13 protein-coding genes are annotated in these 17,332 nt (G+C 54.3%); 6 read left to right on the top strand and 7 right to left on the bottom strand.

Translation table 11 applies throughout. The features are described from left to right. Positions 1-56 precede the first annotated feature (56 nt). On the top strand, positions 57-1,376 hold the full coding sequence (locus tag C3Z11_RS07330) for an acyltransferase family protein (RefSeq protein WP_106477289.1): 1,320 nt from the start codon (positions 57-59) through the stop codon (positions 1,374-1,376). A 75-nt stretch (positions 1,377-1,451) separates the two neighbouring features. On the opposite strand, the gene gabT is transcribed toward C3Z11_RS07330, so the two are convergent. Then, positions 1,452-2,729 (bottom strand): 4-aminobutyrate--2-oxoglutarate transaminase, encoded by a 1,278-nt coding sequence (gabT, locus tag C3Z11_RS07325; RefSeq protein ID WP_106477288.1) that lies wholly within the window; start codon positions 2,727-2,729, stop codon positions 1,452-1,454. A 485-nt stretch (positions 2,730-3,214) separates the two neighbouring features. Here gabT and C3Z11_RS07320 point away from each other — a divergent pair, with 485 nt between their 5' ends. The 3 genes from C3Z11_RS07320 to C3Z11_RS07310 all read left to right on the top strand — a co-directional run bounded on the left by C3Z11_RS07320 (position 3,215) and on the right by C3Z11_RS07310 (position 7,208). Next, positions 3,215-5,479, top strand: coding sequence for a DUF1266 domain-containing protein (locus C3Z11_RS07320; RefSeq protein ID WP_106477287.1), 2,265 nt, complete (start codon positions 3,215-3,217; stop codon positions 5,477-5,479). 176 nt (positions 5,480-5,655) lie between these two features. After that, positions 5,656-6,255 carry a C40 family peptidase gene (locus C3Z11_RS07315; protein WP_106477286.1) on the top strand — a complete coding sequence of 200 codons (600 nt, stop codon included), beginning with the start codon at positions 5,656-5,658 and terminating at the stop codon, positions 6,253-6,255. A 323-nt stretch (positions 6,256-6,578) separates the two neighbouring features. Then, on the top strand, positions 6,579-7,208 hold the full coding sequence (locus tag C3Z11_RS07310; protein WP_106477285.1) for a CDP-alcohol phosphatidyltransferase family protein: 630 nt from the start codon (positions 6,579-6,581) through the stop codon (positions 7,206-7,208). A 140-nt stretch (positions 7,209-7,348) separates the two neighbouring features. Here C3Z11_RS07310 and C3Z11_RS07305 read toward each other — a convergent pair whose 3' ends face one another. Further along, positions 7,349-7,831, bottom strand: a complete 483-nt coding sequence (locus C3Z11_RS07305; protein ID WP_106477284.1) for an FKBP-type peptidyl-prolyl cis-trans isomerase — start codon at positions 7,829-7,831, stop codon at positions 7,349-7,351. Positions 7,832-8,139: 308 nt separating this feature from the next. Between C3Z11_RS07305 and C3Z11_RS07300 the strand changes: the two genes are divergently transcribed. After that, positions 8,140-8,793 (top strand): MBL fold metallo-hydrolase, encoded by a 654-nt coding sequence (locus C3Z11_RS07300; RefSeq protein WP_106477283.1) that lies wholly within the window; start codon positions 8,140-8,142, stop codon positions 8,791-8,793. 44 nt (positions 8,794-8,837) lie between these two features. Then, positions 8,838-9,116: a hypothetical protein gene (locus C3Z11_RS07295; RefSeq protein WP_106477282.1), complete on the top strand. Its 279-nt coding sequence runs from the start codon at positions 8,838-8,840 to the stop codon at positions 9,114-9,116. A 120-nt stretch (positions 9,117-9,236) separates the two neighbouring features. Here C3Z11_RS07295 and putP read toward each other — a convergent pair whose 3' ends face one another. The 5 genes from putP to C3Z11_RS17255 form a co-directional block, all read right to left on the bottom strand. Beyond that, positions 9,237-10,706, bottom strand: coding sequence for a sodium/proline symporter PutP (gene putP, locus C3Z11_RS07290; protein ID WP_106477281.1), 1,470 nt, complete (start codon positions 10,704-10,706; stop codon positions 9,237-9,239). Between the two features lie 92 nt (positions 10,707-10,798). Continuing rightward, the gene (putA, locus tag C3Z11_RS07285; RefSeq protein WP_106477280.1) at positions 10,799-13,987 is read right to left on the bottom strand and encodes a bifunctional proline dehydrogenase/L-glutamate gamma-semialdehyde dehydrogenase PutA; all 3,189 of its coding nucleotides are present in this window, start codon (positions 13,985-13,987) and stop codon (positions 10,799-10,801) included. 219 nt (positions 13,988-14,206) lie between these two features. Beyond that, the gene (locus C3Z11_RS07280) at positions 14,207-14,992 is read right to left on the bottom strand and encodes a helix-turn-helix domain-containing protein (protein ID WP_106477279.1); all 786 of its coding nucleotides are present in this window, start codon (positions 14,990-14,992) and stop codon (positions 14,207-14,209) included. Positions 14,993-15,042: 50 nt separating this feature from the next. Continuing rightward, complete coding sequence (locus tag C3Z11_RS07275) at positions 15,043-15,405, bottom strand: hypothetical protein (protein WP_106477278.1); 363 nt, start codon at positions 15,403-15,405, stop codon at positions 15,043-15,045. A 116-nt stretch (positions 15,406-15,521) separates the two neighbouring features. After that, entirely contained in the window at positions 15,522-17,102 is a 1,581-nt protein-coding gene (locus tag C3Z11_RS17255; protein WP_106477277.1) for a TerC family protein, read from the bottom strand. Between the last annotated feature and the right edge of the window lie 230 nt (positions 17,103-17,332).

The raw sequence follows: 17,332 nt of genomic DNA, 5'->3' as shown, positions 1-17,332 counted from the left end.
AATGATCACAGAGCGATAATAAGTAGATTAGACGCTCAATGATTAGAGAGCGCCCTATGGCAGTAGAACAACCAGTGGCAGCAGCCAACGTGACAGCAAAAAAAGAACGTTTCATCGGGCTCGAGTGGTTGAGGTTCGGTCTCGGCCTTTACATTGTTATCTTTCATACTCTGCATAATTATCCGCAGGTGCGAGGATGGTCGCACTATGTCACCGACGTGGGATTCTTTTCGACCAGTGCCTTTTTCGTGCTGTCGGGGTTTCTGTTGACGCATGTCTATCTCGACGCCAACAAGCAGCTGCGCGAGCCTGCCCATCATTTTCTGATCAAGCGCTTCTCCAACCTGTATCCGATACATGTTGGCTCATTTCTGCTGACAATTATCGTCATGACGGCACTGCCATGGCTGGCCATCACACCGGACGATGCGGCAACTTCATTTCGCTTTGTGATCTATGACGTCAACAATGGCATGGGGCAGGCCGATCCTAAAGTGTTGCATCATATGCTCGATAACGGTGAGCTGGCGCTCAACTTGTTTTTGAACCTGTTCATGCTGCACGCCTGGAACCCGCTTTATCTGACCTTTAATCCACCGTCCTGGTCGATCTCGGCACTGTTTTTCTTTTACTTGACCTTTCCCTTTCTAGCACCACGGCTGACGCGGCTGAAACAGCAGATCCCATGGATTGCTCTGGTCAATGTCATCTACCTGATCCCGGTGCTATACGTGATTGCAACCACCGATTATGGCATGCCGGAAACGGGTATCTTGCATCGCAATCCGATTATTCGTCTGCCCGAATTCATTGCCGGTATCCTGCTCTGCTCGCTGTATGCCCACCGCCGCGATGCCGGCAAACGTTTGACATGGGGCGGTGCGCTGGGGTTGATTGCATTGATTGCGGTCGGTATTGGCGCCGCCACCTATGCATTGCCGCGCGGGCATGAGTGGTACTACCTGATGCATGATGGCCTGCTATTGCCGTGTCAGCTGGCGCTGATTTATCTATGCGTATTTATTCCGTCGCCGCGTAGTGCAGGCTGGCGACGCTGGGCCGGGCGGCTAGGGGGGGCGTCGTTGCCGATGTTCGCGCTACATGTGCCGCTATACATCATCTTCTCGCGCATGGAGATGGTGCTGTCGGGTAATCCTGCACAGTGCTTCAGCGACTTCCGTGGCTGCCTCGACGCTGCAAACGGTATTTCTGTTGCCTGGTACCCGCTGTTTCTTTTACTGACCGTCGCGTTTTGCATCGTCTTTCAGGAGCAGTTTGTGGTGCGCCTTCGTAAATGGCTGCAGGCCACACTGATCAAGAAGCCGTATCGTGCGGATCATACCGAGAAGATGGAAAGGGCTGAGCCGCGCAGCTGAGGTCTAGCCTTGATGCGCGAATGAAAAAAAGCCCCGGTTTTGGCCGGGGCATTTCATTACATGGCTATGCCGCGATCAGAGCGTCAGTTCTGCCAACGACGCTTCTATAATGGCAAGGCCTTCCTCGAACACACCATCGGATACGGTCAGCGGGACCAGGATACGAATCGTATTGGCATAGAAGCCGCAGGACAAAAGGATCAGTCCCTTTTCGGCGGCACGCTGGGTCAGCGCTTTGGTCAATGCTGCTTCTGGCTCGTTACTTGTGCGATCCTTTACCAGCTCAAACGCTGCCATGGCGCCGACGTGGCGGCCGTGAGCAACGTTGGGGAAACGCTCTTCCCAGTGTTTAAAGCGTTCAGCCAGGCGTTCGCCGAGCGCGACGCTCTTGGCAAGAATATCTTCTTCTTCTATCGCCTCGATCACGGACAGTGCCGCCGTGCAGGAGACCGGGTTGCCACCGTAGGTGCCGCCCAGCGAACCAGGGCCGGAAGCATCCATGTACTCGGCCTTGCCCACCACAGCGGCGAGAGGCATGCCGTCGGCGAGGCTCTTGGCGGTGGTCAGCAGATCAGGTACGACGCCGGTATGTTCAATAGCAAACAGCTTGCCGGTACGTGCGAAGCCGGACTGCACCTCGTCGGCGATCAGTAGAATGCCGTGCTCGTCACACAGTGTACGCAGCGCCTGCATGAAAGCGGGTGAGGCCTGGTAGAAGCCGCCTTCGCCCTGAACGGGTTCGATCAGAATCGCAGCGACGCGGTGGGCGGGCACGTCGGTCTTGAACAGTTTATTCAGTGCATTGAGGCTGTCTTCATCACTGATGCCATGATAAGCATTGGGGAAAGGCGCGCGAAATACATCGCCCGGCATCGGCCCGAAGTCGTGCTTGTAGGGCAATACCTTGCCGGTCAGCGCCAGCGTCATCATGGTGCGACCATGAAAACTGCCGTCGAAGGCGATCACGGCACTGCGGCCGGTGGCCGCACGGGCGATCTTGACCGCATTCTCAACCGCTTCGGCACCAGAGTTGACCAGCAGAGCGCGCTTTTCACCTGCGCCGGGTACCCGCTCGCACAACTTCTGACAGAGCTGAACATAGGGCGCATAGGGAATAACGGTGGCACAGCTGTGCATCAGCTTATCGATTTGCGCATGTACCGCTTCGACTACCTTGGGATGGCGATGGCCTAGATTCAAGACGCCAATACCGCCGGCAAAATCGATATAGCGGTTGCCCTCGACATCCCATAGTTCGGCATTCTCGGCGCGCTCGGCGAAAGCCGAAATCATGTGGGGGGCACCTTTCGCGACGTAGCGTGCCTTCAAGTCACTTAGTTGTTGATTGTTCATGCCACCTCTCCTTTGAAAAGACAGGGCGCCAATGCCGTGGCATCATGCCAGCCCGCCGAGACAGACGTATTGCTGTTTGTATCGAAGTCAGCGCGGTGAGCTCATCACATCAGGGAGAGAGGGTCCATGGCTCTCTGTGTCTGTGAGCTACCGAGTCGTGCCGGTGTGGTTGGGTTCAATCTTTGATTGCCCGCATCCACGCCATATTCGTGATGTGACAGATGCTTTATAACCGCAGGCCTGCAGACGGATGCAAGTTCAAACGTAAGGACCTTGCCGTTTAACGTAAAGGCTTGTCATGCTCTTTTTATCATAAGGGCACAGCGACGTCAGGGACGCGCTTATGTTCAATCTTCTAGACATGATATTGATTATTTAAAACGAACGAGATTGTGTGGCGCAAGCGAAAACAGCCGTGAACGCTTTAGGTTCAAGGGAAGAGTTTTAGCTACAATAAGTGGCCGTTTCTACAGAAGAGGTGAGGTTTGGACGATGCGTTAAGGGCCTGGTGGGCTCATGAGCTGACGTTTCTCGGCTGGGAAGGGCACGACCCGATACGCGCATTGACGTCCGTGCGCGCGAAGGCGCGTCTGAAGCGTTTCGATATTGGTGATCGTGGTGAGCTAGCCTGGCGTTTGATCGAGATGGCTAATGATCCCCGCTGTCGCCGAGAAACACTCGAACTTCTTGCGCTGGGCGGTTGTGTGGGCTGGCTCAGCGAAACGCGCATTGTGTCCTGGCTCAACTATCTTCGATATAAACAGTCCGCGAGCGAGACGCTTTGGCCTGACGCACCGGTCTGGCGGGCTCGTGCGGCGTTTGCTCCTATGATCGAAAATTCATGTGACGTTCAATTCGATTGGCCCGACGTGCAGAACTGGCTGATTGACGTGTGGGATATTCGTGAACGTGATGAACTGATTCGTATCCTTTTGTGGTTGGCATCGCAGGGCCATCGCTATGGCTGGGATATCGACGCTGAGCGACTCAAACGCAGCGATGAGAGGACCCGGCTGGCTTGGCTCTCCAATCAGACCGATGGAAAGGCGTATGGCCATATCCTGCTCGATTATATCAAGCAGGAACAGCCTCTTGATTGGGCCGCGTGGGACTGGTTGCGTCTGGTTGATCTCGCCTTTGCGGGGCTGGTGCAGGGTTGGCTGAATGATGATGAAGCCTATGCTTTTGCAGCGCATGGCGTGGAGTTGCTCCAGCAGCGTTATCCCGAATGGAATGACGTCGCGATCGCCTATCAGCGCGGACGCAGCCTGTTTGAAGGGCGTGATCACCTGGCTTCCTTCGATGATGATTGGGGATTATTGCTCAAGGCGGAGACAAGTCCGTGGGCGATGCCATTAAATAAGTTGCTCGATGAGGCGACACGTGAGGCATCACATCAGCTGATAAAGCAGTGGCGTGCTTCTTCCTATCATTGGCTACTGGCGATAGCGTCAGTGCGTGAACCGGATCTGCTGTACCGTCAAGGTATTGCCATAGTTCCTGACCAAGCCCGTCAGGAGGATGTACGCACCTACCTGAGCGAGAATCTTGAGTGGGAGCTGGAGGAGGGCATTGCCGGTCTTGCACGCTTTTGGTTGCCGGGGCAGGCGCATCATCTTAACCAGCTGGCGGCCGATGCCTCTCGCCAGGTACTACCTACGCTGAAGACACCGTTCGGTTCGATGGATGATGGCGTGGCGATTGCCGTACGCGATGGCTTAAAGCGCTGCGCTTCTCATGCAGCAACGATTTACATGGCGGAGAAGTATGCTTTTTATCTGCTCATGATCAGTGATAGCCGAGCCTATCCCGAACAGGACCTGACGCCGCTTTTTGATAAATTAGCTAGTGTGTTGAGCCGCTTTTACGGCTCGTCGCATCGGATGCTTGAAGCCTGGGTGACTTGGGAGATGGCCCTTCCCGATAGCGAAAACGATTCTTTAGTGGCCGATATCCTTTGGCATCTCGACGATCCAGGCAGTCTATTTCACTGGCTAGACTGGCATGTGGCCGGTTGGGAGGAGCCTGGACCTCGACCGTCGCTTTCCACGTTCACGGCGTTGGCATTGGTTGGCCCACTGAATGCTCCGGTCTGGGCTGAGCCTATGCCTCAGGCGGGGAAGCAGGACGAGGAAATCAGGGAGTGGCTCGATAGTCACTATGCGTTGCATACGCCTCATAGCCTCAAGTCGTTTTTGGACTTTTTCATTGAGGCCGGTGATCGTCAGGAGTATCAGATCAATTACGCGCCCTATACGCTCAACAAGCGCCGACTTGAGGAGGAAATCGCGATACTGGAATCCGGCAATCGCAGTGAAGATGAGCAGGTGCATCTCGAACGCCTCAGGCGCGTCCGTGATAATGATACTCACTGCAACGATACTGATATGGCCGCCTGGGATATTGCCCAACTGGTCGATCTTGCTGTTGCCGGGCGTCAACTTGACTGGCTTACCCCTGAAGAATTTCATGCCTACCTTGAGCATGCACTGGCGCTGACGAGAAGACATTATGGCGGCTGGCATGAATACGCCCGTGGGCTCTATACAGGCTATGCGTTTTTCATGATGGATATGCCAGACCGAGCGCGCATCCTTCATGAGTTCAGGCAGGCTCTGAAATCGTGGTTAAGCGGGGCTCCGCCACTCTCCGGCGCGTGGTCAACGCTCGATTTTCCCGGCGCCCTGGCCAGCCGTTGGCCGCCTGTGCACATCGATATGCTACCTGGCGATGCAAGGACATTGCATTAATCCTACCTTTTGTTGAGAAAATTAGTTTTTGTGTTTTGCCTTTCTCATCTTATGATGCTCGACTTAAGTGCTAAGTAACTGAACTGGGTCGAGTTGATGAACTGCTTTTAGCGACATCAAGAAGCCGGTGGGGAAGCACACCCTATGCTTCCATTAATAAAAAAGGTAAAGCAATAATGCGCCGATTTTATGGCTGCTGCCTGCTTCTGTTGTTGCTGTCAGGCTGTGCAGCCCAGCAACCGGATATGCAGAACGATTATTACGCGGTAACAATGCCTTCGCTTTCGACGCTCAAGACGTCGAAAGCGAAGGCCAAAAGACAAACCCCGACCCTGCAATCGCTCAACGACACGGGGTCAATGAGAGATATTCGCAAGACACTGCTGAGTGAATTTGATGCTTGGGCAGGTACGCCTTATCGCTTGGGTGGCCAGTCCAAAGTCGGTGTCGACTGTTCGTCGCTAGTGCAGCAAGTCTATCGCGATGGGTTTGATATCGAACTGCCGCGCACTACGACAGGTCAGGTATTGCAGGGCCGGCGTATCGATAAAGCGGCTTTAAAGCCAGGGGATCTTGTCTTTTTCAAGCCCTCTCGACGCTACCGCCATGTGGGAATTTATGTAGGAGAGGGCTATTTCCTGCATGCTTCCAGCTCGCAGGGCGTCAAGCTTTCACGACTCGATAATCCGTATTGGAGTCAACATTACTGGCAGTCGCGGCGGCCTTTGGATCAAACGGAGCTGGCGATGCGCTCCCTGGCACAGAACGATTCCTAAAGCTCATCCAGCCAAGCTCTAACAACGCCCATCGGCTACATTGATGGGCGTTTTTGATAAAGGGGGCAGGCGCTGGTGGATGCAAAAGCACAACTTTCAGTTCACGTATTGTGCTGAGAGGCTAATTCCCGTCTACAAGGCATTGCTGTAGGCCTTTATTGCCGCAGTGGGATTGCACGCTGGCAGGAAGGTAATTTGCTGCAGCGCTAGCCTTCCTCCAGCTTTTATATATGCGCTACTTATCTGATTCGCCCTTTCCCGCTAAGTAATATTTTCAGCGTGTTACCGATTCGCTAGCGCGTAGGATTACGAGGAGCTTCTGAATGCTGGATAAATGGTTTAATCATCTCTTCCAGCCGTTTCTGCGTTTGCTGGCGCGCCATTCAATCGCGTGGCGTATCACGCCAACCGGCGTCACCATTACGGGGTTTTTTATTGGAATGGCGGCTTTGCCACTGTTGATATTTGATTATTATCAAGCGGCTCTGGCGACTATTCTGGTCAATCGCTTCATGGATGGGCTCGATGGTGCGTTGGCACGAATGCTCGACCGTGCCAGTAACGCAGGCGGCTTTCTTGATATCTGCCTCGATAATATCTTTTATGCCTCAGTCGTTACCGGGTTTGCATTGGCTAATCCGATGCATAATGCACCTGCAGCAGTAATTCTGCTTGCTGCGCTCATTGGCACCTCAAGCACGTCACTCGCTTTTTCAGCGTGTAAAGTACGTTGGCTTGAACGGCCAAAGCTCAGCTATCGAACGCTTCATTACCTGGATGAGTTGACACGAGGAACGGGGAAAATCGCTTTCTTGATAGCCTTTTGCCTATGGCCTGCTTACTTTGTTCAGATTGCCTGGGGATTTTCTGCGCTCTGTGGGTCCGTAATCGTGGCACGGATTATTGGTGGGTACCGCACGCTAGTAAGAATTGACCTTAAAGGACTGAAGTAAAGTGAATGCTCGTGGCAGCGATTGGTGAAGTAATGCATGCAGGATGATGGGCAATAGTGCAGAAGAGCATAGGGCATACATAATAAACAAAAAAGGCAACGCCGCAGCGTTGCCTTTTTTTATCTATCTAGCCATCACGCTTAGTGATGATGACCGTCTGGACCATGAACGTGGCCATGCTCCATTTCTTCCGGTGATGCTTCACGAACTTCTTCAATACTGACATCAAAGTTCAGCGTTTCACCTGCCAGCGGATGGTTGCCATCGACAGTAACCGTATCACCTTCCAACTTGGTTACCGTGACCAGCAGCGGGCCACCTTCGGTTTGGGCTTGGAACTGCATACCGGGTTGAATCTCTTCAACACCCTGAAACGCATCACGCGGTACTTCCTGTACAAGTGCGGGCTGGATCTCGCCATAGCCTTCGGCGGGTTCAACGCGCACCTGAAGCTTGTCTCCACTCTGACGACCGGCCAGTTCCTTTTCCAAACCTGGAATAATATTGCCCGATCCGTGCAGGTAGGCGAGCGGCTCGCGGCCTTCAGAGCTGTCCAGCACTTCGCCTGCTTCGTTAGTCAGGGTGTAATGGAAAGCGACTACGGCATTTTGAGCAATTTGCATAACTGGGCCTATCAAGATGTGCATGTAATTTAAGGGTAGCGCGTTAACGCCAGGGTTGTCAGGGCATCGCTATCAAATAGTAGTCGATTTGGTACCTTTGACTGGCCCTTCCAAGCGCATTGCCTATGGAGATGGCTCCGCCAGACTATTTTTCAAGGGTAGGGCGCTTTAAAATTTTAAAATCATCTAAAAATAGCGCTGCTGCCTGTCATGTCACCAGACGTGATTGAGGTTGCACGCCGATATGAGGCGCAGGTAATCTTTCTTGCTGGCATCCTTATGAATGGAGCAGCTCTCGGCTAAATAACATGAATTATGAAATACTTACTGTCACGCCGTTCGCCCAGAACTGTACGCTGCTCATCTGTCCTGAAACAAAAGACGCCGCCATCTTCGATCCCGGTGGGGATGTGGAAAGTATTCTCGCCGTGATACGAAAAAAGGGCGTAAACGTTACGCAGATTCTGCTCACGCACGGGCATATTGATCATGTTGGCGGTGTAGTCGAGCTTAACGAATACCTGCATGTGCCCGTTATTGGCCCTCATCGCGATGATGCGCCACTGATCGAAGCCCTTGCCCAGCAGGCAAGTATGTTCGGCTTTCCCATGGTAAAAACCTTTACGCCCGATCGTTGGTTAGAGGAAGGGGATAGCATCAATGTCGGTACACGTCGTCTTGAGGTGTATCATTGCCCGGGCCATGCGCCTGGGCATGTGATCTTCTTCGATCGTGCAGCCCGGCTGGCGCAAGTGGGTGATGTACTGTTTAACGGTGGCATTGGACGTACTGACTTGCCTGGCGGCGATCATGCGTCACTGTTACGTTCCATACGGGATAAGCTATGGCCATTGGGCGATGACGTTACCTTTATTCCCGGCCATGGCGCTATCTCGACGTTTTGTGAAGAAAGGCGCAGCAATCCATTCGTCTCGGACTCTATACTTGGCCCAGGACGATAGAAATTACCTTACTATAAGCATCCTAGTGTGTTTGGAGACGTGAAATGACAGTAGCTCTAGTGTGGATTATCGCTTTTGCAATTTTCTTCTTTCTAGCCCTCAAGGGATGGGAAGGTGGCTTTGGCCATTTCGTTAAAAGCCGCATTCCGGCGGCACTCCAGGTCGATGATAATGACCGCTGGCTGTGGAGTGCAGCCGTCGGGGTGCTTGGCGCCACGCTTATCATCCGTCCTGTCTCGATGATCCTGACACTGATCCTGATTGCTATCATTGCTTTTGTTGTGAAGCTGGTCATGACTTGGGCGCTGAAAAAGATTCACTAAGCGTAACGTTACGCTCGCCAGCTTTGATCATCATAAGCTGGATAAAGAAAGCCCCGCCATTGGCGGGGCTTTCGGTTTTCTGGCGAAGTGCTGAGCGTTGATACCTCAGCGCTACCGGTTTTATTCGATGCTATCGAATTCAGCGGTAACTTCCGGTTGAGGCTCGCCGCTCACCAAGCTCACTATCACTATAGCGAGATAGGAGAAGATCACGCCGGGTACAATTTCGTAAAGATCAAAAATTCCGCCGGAAATCTGTGCCCAGATAACGACTGTCACGCCGCCGACAACAATGCCTGCCAGCGCGCCCCAGCGGTTCATGCGGCGCCAGAAGAGCGACATGATCAGAGCCGGACCGAATGCAGCGCCGAAACCGGCCCAAGCGTAGGAAACAAGATTGAGCACGCTTGAATCAGGGTCGAGTGCAAGGCTATAGGCAATGGCGGCAATCAGGACAACAGAAATGCGGCCCACCCACATCAGTTCCTTCTGCGAGGCTTGTTTGCGGAAGATTGCTTTATAGAAATCATCAGCTAGCGCCGATGAGGAAACCAGCAGCTGCGAGTCAGCTGTCGACATGACGGCGGCAAGAATCGCGGCCAGAAGGATGCCTGCGACCAGCGGATGGAAAATGGCATTGACCATCGCCATGAACACGGTTTCGCTATCTTCAAGTACACCCGGCATGTACACAAGCCCAGTGAAACCGATAGCCACGGCACTAACGAGTCCGAGAGCTGACCAGATGACGGCAATACGACGTGCCGTAGGAATATCATCGGGGCTTCGTATTGCAGAGAAGCGTGCCAGAATGTGTGGCTGACCAAAGTAACCCAGCCCCCATGCCAATGAGCTGACAATGGCAATCCAAGTCAGGCGCTCACCCGTGGCCGCGTCACGGAACCATTCGAGCAGCAATGGATTTTCCGCCTGAACGCGGGCGAAGGTAGTGGATATGCCCATTTCGCTCATGGCTACGATCGGTACGATGACCAGCGCTGCGGCCATCATCAGGCCCTGAATCAGATCGGTCCACGAGACTGCGAGAAAGCCACCGAAGAAAGTGTAGGAAATGATCGCTAACGTGCCGATGGTCAGGGCGGTAGTGTAGTCGAGTCCGAATACGGTATTGAATAACTTAGCGCCGGCGACCAAGCCTGAGCTGGTGTAAAACAGGAAGAACAACAAGATGAACAGCGCTGAAATGACGCGAATGGTATGTGAATTATCGCGAAAGCGGTGCTCAAAGAATTCCGGCAGTGTCAGCGAGTTGCTGGCAACGAAGCTATAGACACGCAGCCGGCGCGCAACGATCAGCCAGTTCAGCCACGTCCCGGCCAGCAGACCGATGCCGATCCAGGCGGCCGATAAACCGCTGATATACGCCGCGCCGGGTAGACCCAGCAGTAGCCAGCCGGACATGTCTGAGGCACCGGCCGAAATGGCTGAGGTCCAGGGCCCTAGCGAGCGCCCACCAAGAATATAGTCGGAAAGATCACTGGTGCGTTTCCAGGCATACAGGCCGATGCCCAGCATAAGCAACAGATAGAGCGCGAACGTGATGCCGATAGAAAGGCTGTTCTCAACCATTGTCATGTTCCTTCAGTTTCTTATTGTCGAGCGCCGTCATAAGACGGCGCTCCCGCTGATGACATTCAACTCGAATGTTGTCGCAGCCTCACTCAATCGCCGAGCGCGAGCAGGGACGCATTGCCGCCAAGTGCGGCCGTATTGATGGTACGAGTCTTCTCGGTGATAAAGCGTAACAGATAGTGCGGCCCGCCTGCTTTGGGCCCCGTTCCGGAGAACCCTTGACCACCGAACGGCTGTACACCCACCACCGCGCCGATGATATTGCGATTGACATAAACATTGCCAACTCTAATACGCTCGGCGACATGGCGTGAGAATGATTCGTTGCGGCTATGGATGCCGAACGTCAGCCCGTAGCCTTTAATATTGATGGTGTCGATCAGACGATCGATCTCGCTGCTCTTGAAGGTGGCGACATGCAGGATCGGGCCGAACTGCTCGGTTTCGAGTGCTTCGATGCCATCGACCTTGAACGCGGTCGGCGCGACGAAGGTACCTTGCCGCATCGTTTTTTCATCAACAGGTGTCTGATAGATCAGACTGCCGGCTTGGGTGAGCTTATCGATGTGCGCCTGCAGGTTCTTGCGTGCTTCTTCGTCGATGACAGGGCCGACATCGGTGGCTAAATCGGTTGGGTCGCCAATGCGAAGCTCGGCCATTGCCCCTTTGAGTGTTTCAAGCACGCGTTCGGCAACGTCTTCTTGAACGTAAAGCACACGCAAGGCTGAACAGCGCTGACCGGCACTTTGATAGGAAGACTCGACTACATCGGCGACTACCTGCTCGGGCAGCGCGGTGGAGTCGACGATCATCGCATTGAGGCCACCGGTTTCGGCAATCAGTGTCGGCAATGGCGCGTTGTCACGATTAGCGAGAGATCGGTTAATGATTTGCGCGGTATGGGTCGAACCGGTAAACGCAACGCCGGCAATGCGGCTGTCAGAAGACAGCACCGAGCCGACAGTAGGGCCATCGCCGGGCAGCAACTGCACCACATCACGCGGCATGCCAGCTTCATACATCAACTCGACAACGCGATGAGCGACCAGCGAGGTCTGTTCGGCTGGCTTGGCGAGCACGGTATTGCCGGCAACAGCGGCGGCGACAGTCTGGCCACAGAAGATCGCGACCGGGAAGTTCCAGGGGCTGATGGTGGCGAATACACCACGGCCTTGTAGCTCAAGTTCGTTGGATTCACCGGTGGGGCCGGGCAATGGCGTCGGCGCGCTGAACAGTTCACGCGCCCGGGCTGCATAGTAGCGGCAGAAGTCGACCGCTTCACGCACCTCGGCGATGCCATCGGTGAGTTGCTTGCCACCTTCACGTGAACATAATGCCATCAACTCGGCGATATGGGTTTCCATTAGATCGGCAAAGCGATCAAGGATAGTGGCGCGTTCATCGGCGGGAGTCGTGCTCCAGCGTGGGAATGCGTTCCAAGCCACATCAATGGCGCGTTGAGCCTGTTCCTTGCTGGCCCACTGAACAGTGCCGACGTGTTGGCTATGATCGTAAGGGCTGACCACCTGCTGAGTCAGTGCCTCGTCATCGGCGATCTCGAAGGCGACCAGCGGTTTGGCATGGTAGCTGGTCGTCATGAAGCGGTTCATATCGTCGATGAGGGGCTGGTACTGGCTGCGAATGTTCAAGTTGATCCCCTTCGAGTTCTTGCGCTGCGCGCCGTAGATATCAACCGGTATGGGAATATTGGCGTTGGCGTAACTCGCATACTGATTTAGCGTCTCGACGGGATGAACGCATAGCGTCTCGACCGGAACACGTGGATCGACCAGTTGGTGAACGAACGATGAGTTGGCGCCGTTTTCGAGCAGGCGGCGTACCAGATAGGGTAGCAAGTCCTTATGAGCGCCGACCGGGGCATAAATGCGGCAATAGGTACCCTTGGGCGTACGTGGCAGGGCTGCTTCGTAGAGCGCCTCTCCCATGCCATGCAGGCGCTGGTACTCGAAGGGGCGGTTCTTCTCGGCAGCAATCTCTACGATCGCACTGATGGTATGTGCGTTGTGCGTGGCGAACTGCGGGAAAATCCGTCCCCGGGTATTATCAGAGAGCAGGTAGGTGGCACAAACCAGGTAGGAGACGTCAGTACATGCCTTGCGAGTAAATACTGGATAGCCGTCGACACCGAGCTGCTGTGACTCCTTGATCTCGGTATCCCAGTAGGCGCCCTTGACCAGGCGGACCGGAATGGCATCGCCTTGCTGGTCGGCTACCTTGGTCAGCCATTGCAGCGCAGGCAATGCTCTTTTGGAATAGGCTTGAATGACCAGGCCGAACTTACCCCAGCCACGGGATTCCTCGGCCTCGTAAATGGCCTTGAATACTTCAAGCGATAGCTCAAGGCGGTCAACTTCCTCGGCATCGATGGTCAATGCCACGTCACGCTCGCGCGCCATTTTGACTAATTCACGCACCACGCCGACCAGCTCGTCGAGCACCTGCTCCCGACGGGCGAACTCGTAGCGTGGATGCAATGCTGACAATTTGATCGAGATTGAGGGCGCCGGGGTAGTGGCGGCTAAACGCTGGCTGGTTTCACCGACATTTTCGATTGCACGGGCATAGTCATTGAAGTAGCGCTTGGCGTCTTCACGCGTCAACGCTGCCTCGCCGAGCATATCGTAGGAATAGGTGTAGCCCTTGTCGAACAGGGGCTTAGAGCGCTTGAGGGCCTCGTTCATATCACGGCCAAGCACGAACTGACGGCCCATGATCTTCATCGCCTGCATCATCGCACTGCGGATCACCGGCTCACCCATACGGTTGACCAGGCGGTTGATGAAGTTGGCCGGTTTGCCGTCGCGAGGATGATCAAGCTTGATCACGCGCCCGGTGGTTAAAAGCCCCCAGGTCGAGGCGTTAACGAACCATGACTCGCTCTTACCGAGGTGCGCTTTCCAGTCAGCAACGCCAAGCTTATCCTCGATCAGCGCATCGGCTGTGGCCTTGTCGGGGATGCGCAGCAGCGCTTCCGCCAAGCACATCAGCAGCACCCCTTCCTGAGTATCAAGGCTGTACTGCTGCAGCAGCTCATCGATACTGTCGACGGCGGTATCCATAGCGCGTACTTCACGTACCAGTTCGGCTGCTTTCTCGCCAATACGCTTGAAATCGCGTTTGTCGACATCAAGCAATTTGACTAGCTCGCCGACGTAGGCGTTTTCATCGACGATGTAATGTTCACTGAGGGTTTTGAATTGTGTATCGAGATCGCGCTGCCATGTGGCGGCGTCCAGCATTTGCTCGTGTTTCAACATGATTGGCTTTCCCTTCGCAGCCCGCCACGAACACTCACCGCTGTGTGTAGGCACAGACGATTAAGTAATTGAGACTTTTTATAGGTCGTGTTCGTGAAGATGAGTCAATATGCCGCGCTAGGCGAGGCAAGTAATGCGAATGTAGAGCGAAGCCTTTACCGCCGTCTTGTCAAAAATACGGGATTACATGTCAAAACGGCGGATGTAGTGAAATAACCGCTAGGCGAAATGCAGCATTCTCGCTGGCTGACGTAAGGCGCTTGGTGGGTGACCGAGGTGTCGGCGAAAGGCATGCGAAAGCGCGCTTTGATTGGCGAAGCCGGTACGTTCAGCGATGGTAATCAAGGGCAGCGAGGTACTCTCAAGCAACTGCTGCGCTGCGTCCAGACGTTTGCGCAGCACGTATTGATAGGGGGACAACCCCGTCTGCTGGCGGAACACTTCACTGAAATGGGCGCTGCTTAAGCAGGCTTTGCGTGCAAGATCGTCAACGCAAAGCGGGGCGTCGAGGTGGGCCTCGATATAAGCATCGAGCATGGCAATGTCGAGGCGTGAGCTGGAGGATGTGAGGCGCTCATGCAATCGATTGTGTAAACCATTAAGTAAGGTGGTGGCGAGCAGATCACTCGACGCCGAGCAGAGGTTTTCCCGACTGAGTTCAAGCACCATGAACTGCAGATACTGGCAAAGATTGTCGTCCAGTTCGAAATAGCCAGGCTGGTCGAACAGCCGCACATGGTGACGATACAGCCCTGATAGGGCGGGTGCATCATCAGGCAGGTCGATAATCAATTGCCGGTTTTCACCAATGCCTTCATAGAAATGTTCGCTGCCGGCGGGCACGAAGCAGCCGCCACGCACTGATAACATGCCGCACTGCCCATCGATCTCGAACTCAGCCTGTCCCGTCAAGCCGATCACAAGCTGATGATGATCGTGGGCATGATGACAGCAGACGTTATCGAGGGGCGTCAAACGAATAGCACTAGTGAGAGATGAGGACATGGGCATCTCCTGAATCAAACATCGTTATTGTCTTGGCCCCGCTCAGCGCATCAGGAGCGTGCCTTGAGTGCCTGACGGGCAGCGAGATGATCGCGTATTGCGGCCAATTCCTCCAGCCCCTGGTCTGAAAGCAGCTTCTTGTTGCGTTCGTACATCCACGGCGTACCGTATTCTTCCATGATGTGCTGACAGCGGCGCCGGATATTTTCCAGATACGGATCATGACGAATCGGATAGCCGATAACCATATTCCACTGGTTTTCATTGATCTGCCTCGCAAGGACGCCATCAAGCAGGGTCAGCATATCCTTGGCTTCAGTGCGATAACGCGGCGTACGCGACAATAAAAGCGCAGCGATGGTGAAACCGCAAACTACAAGGCAAACAATGAAGGTCAGAAGATAGATCGCCATGATGTGCCTGTTTGATGAATGGTCGGCGAGTATAGCATGGCGGTTCTTTCGTCGAATCTGGACCCGCCGTATCTCTATCCCCATCAACGTGGTTGTCTGACGGGGGATAGCCTGATTCAGAGTTGTACCGAATCGTTTTTACCCTGCTGAAGCAACAGCCTTACACGCTTGATGCGATGGCGCTCAACATCACGCACTTCAAGCCGCCACGGTGGGATTTCAACACTGGCCCCGATGTAAGGCAGGCTTTCAAGCCGGTCGAGTACCAGCCCGGCAAGCGTAGTGTAATCACGCCCTGGTGGCAGGGGCTCGGGCAGTGATTGGTTAACGTCAATGATATCTTCACTGGCATCGATATCGAAGCAGCCTTCACCGACAGCGCGGATACTTGGTGCGGTAATTTCACCTGGTTCGGGCAGCTCTCCGGCGATTTCCTCAAGGATATCGCTCTTCGTTGCAATACCTTCGAGCGTGCCGAACTCGTCAACCACGAAGGCCAGAGAGGCACGTGAGACCCGAAACTGCTCGACGGCATCGACAACCGATACGTTTTCGAGCAGCACCAGCGGATGCCGAATGAGAGCTTGAATGTCTAATGTCTGCTGTTTTAACAGTGCTTCAAGCAGACTCTTTTTCTCCACCATGCCCAGCGGCGCATCGGTTTGCCCATCACGAATGACAATCAGCCGGGAATGCTCCGTACCGAGCAGAGTGGCCACCTGCTGTTCGTATGAATGATCAATGTCGAGATAGTCGATTTCACGGCGCTGGGTCATGATCGCCGTGATCGGTTTGTCTGCAAGTGACAATACACCTTGGATCATGCGCCGTTCGGCGGGATCAAATAGCACCGCCGGGTCATGGTGGGGGCCGCTCACGTTAGCCTGACGAGAGGTGCTCAGCGTAATGCCCGAACCACCGATCAGCCGCATGATCGCTTCGGCTGTGCGGGTGCGTCGACTGCCGGTCCGGTTCTGCTCCTTACGATAGTTGCGTCGTCTTAGCTCTTGCAGTGCCTCGATCATAATCGAGAATCCGATCGCACCGTAAAGATATCCTTTGGGGATATGAATGCCGAAGCCTTCGGCTACCAGGCTAAAGCCGATCATCAAGAGAAAGCCCAGACACAGCAGAATGATCGTCGGCTGACTACTGACAAATCGGGTCAAGGGCTTGCTGGCGAGTAGCATCAGGCCCACGGCAATGATCACGGCCACCATCATGACCGCCAGGTGATCGACCATGCCGACGGCGGTAATCACTGAATCGATGGAAAATACCGCATCGAGGGCAACAATCTGTGCGATCACAATGCCAAAGGCGCTATAGCCGTTTTGCTGCTGATTGCCATGCGCCGATCCGGCATCGAGATGTTCGTGTAACTCGCTGGTCGCTTTATAAAGTAAAAAGAAACCGCCAAGAATCAGAATAAGATCACGGACGCTGACAGCATGGCCAAACAGGGCGAAGAGCGGCTGTGTGAGGTTGATCAGCCAGGAGATACTCGCCAGCAGGATAAGGCGCATGCCGAGCGCCAGCGTCAAGCCGAGCACGCGGGCGCGATCCCGCTGTTCTGGCGGTAGCTTGTCGGCGAGGATGGCGATGAAAATCAGGTTGTCGATGCCGAGCACGACTTCGAGAACGATCAGGGTCAACAAGCCAGCCCAGACGGTGGGGTCCATTATCCATTCAAACATGATGGATCACCGCGGTGGCGTTACCACTCAAGGGCGCAGTCACCGTAAGGAAGGTTAACGATGTCGAGATGCGACACGGCCCTTCGAAGGAGGTAGCCAAACAGGAAGTCTCATGTAACGGGGAAGGCAATAGTGTATGAGGCAGCTCCGCTAAAAAGAAGATCACTACGCATAAAAAATATTGTTCAAGGGTTACGCAGAATACTGATCAGCATTGAGATAGGGGGCTT

It is taken from the genome of Phytohalomonas tamaricis (assembly GCF_003012345.1).
Taxonomy (GTDB): Bacteria; Pseudomonadota; Gammaproteobacteria; order Pseudomonadales; family Halomonadaceae; genus Phytohalomonas; species Phytohalomonas tamaricis.
The sequence above is the reverse complement of the archived record's forward strand: the minus strand, read 5'-3'. Positions and strand labels throughout refer to the sequence as shown.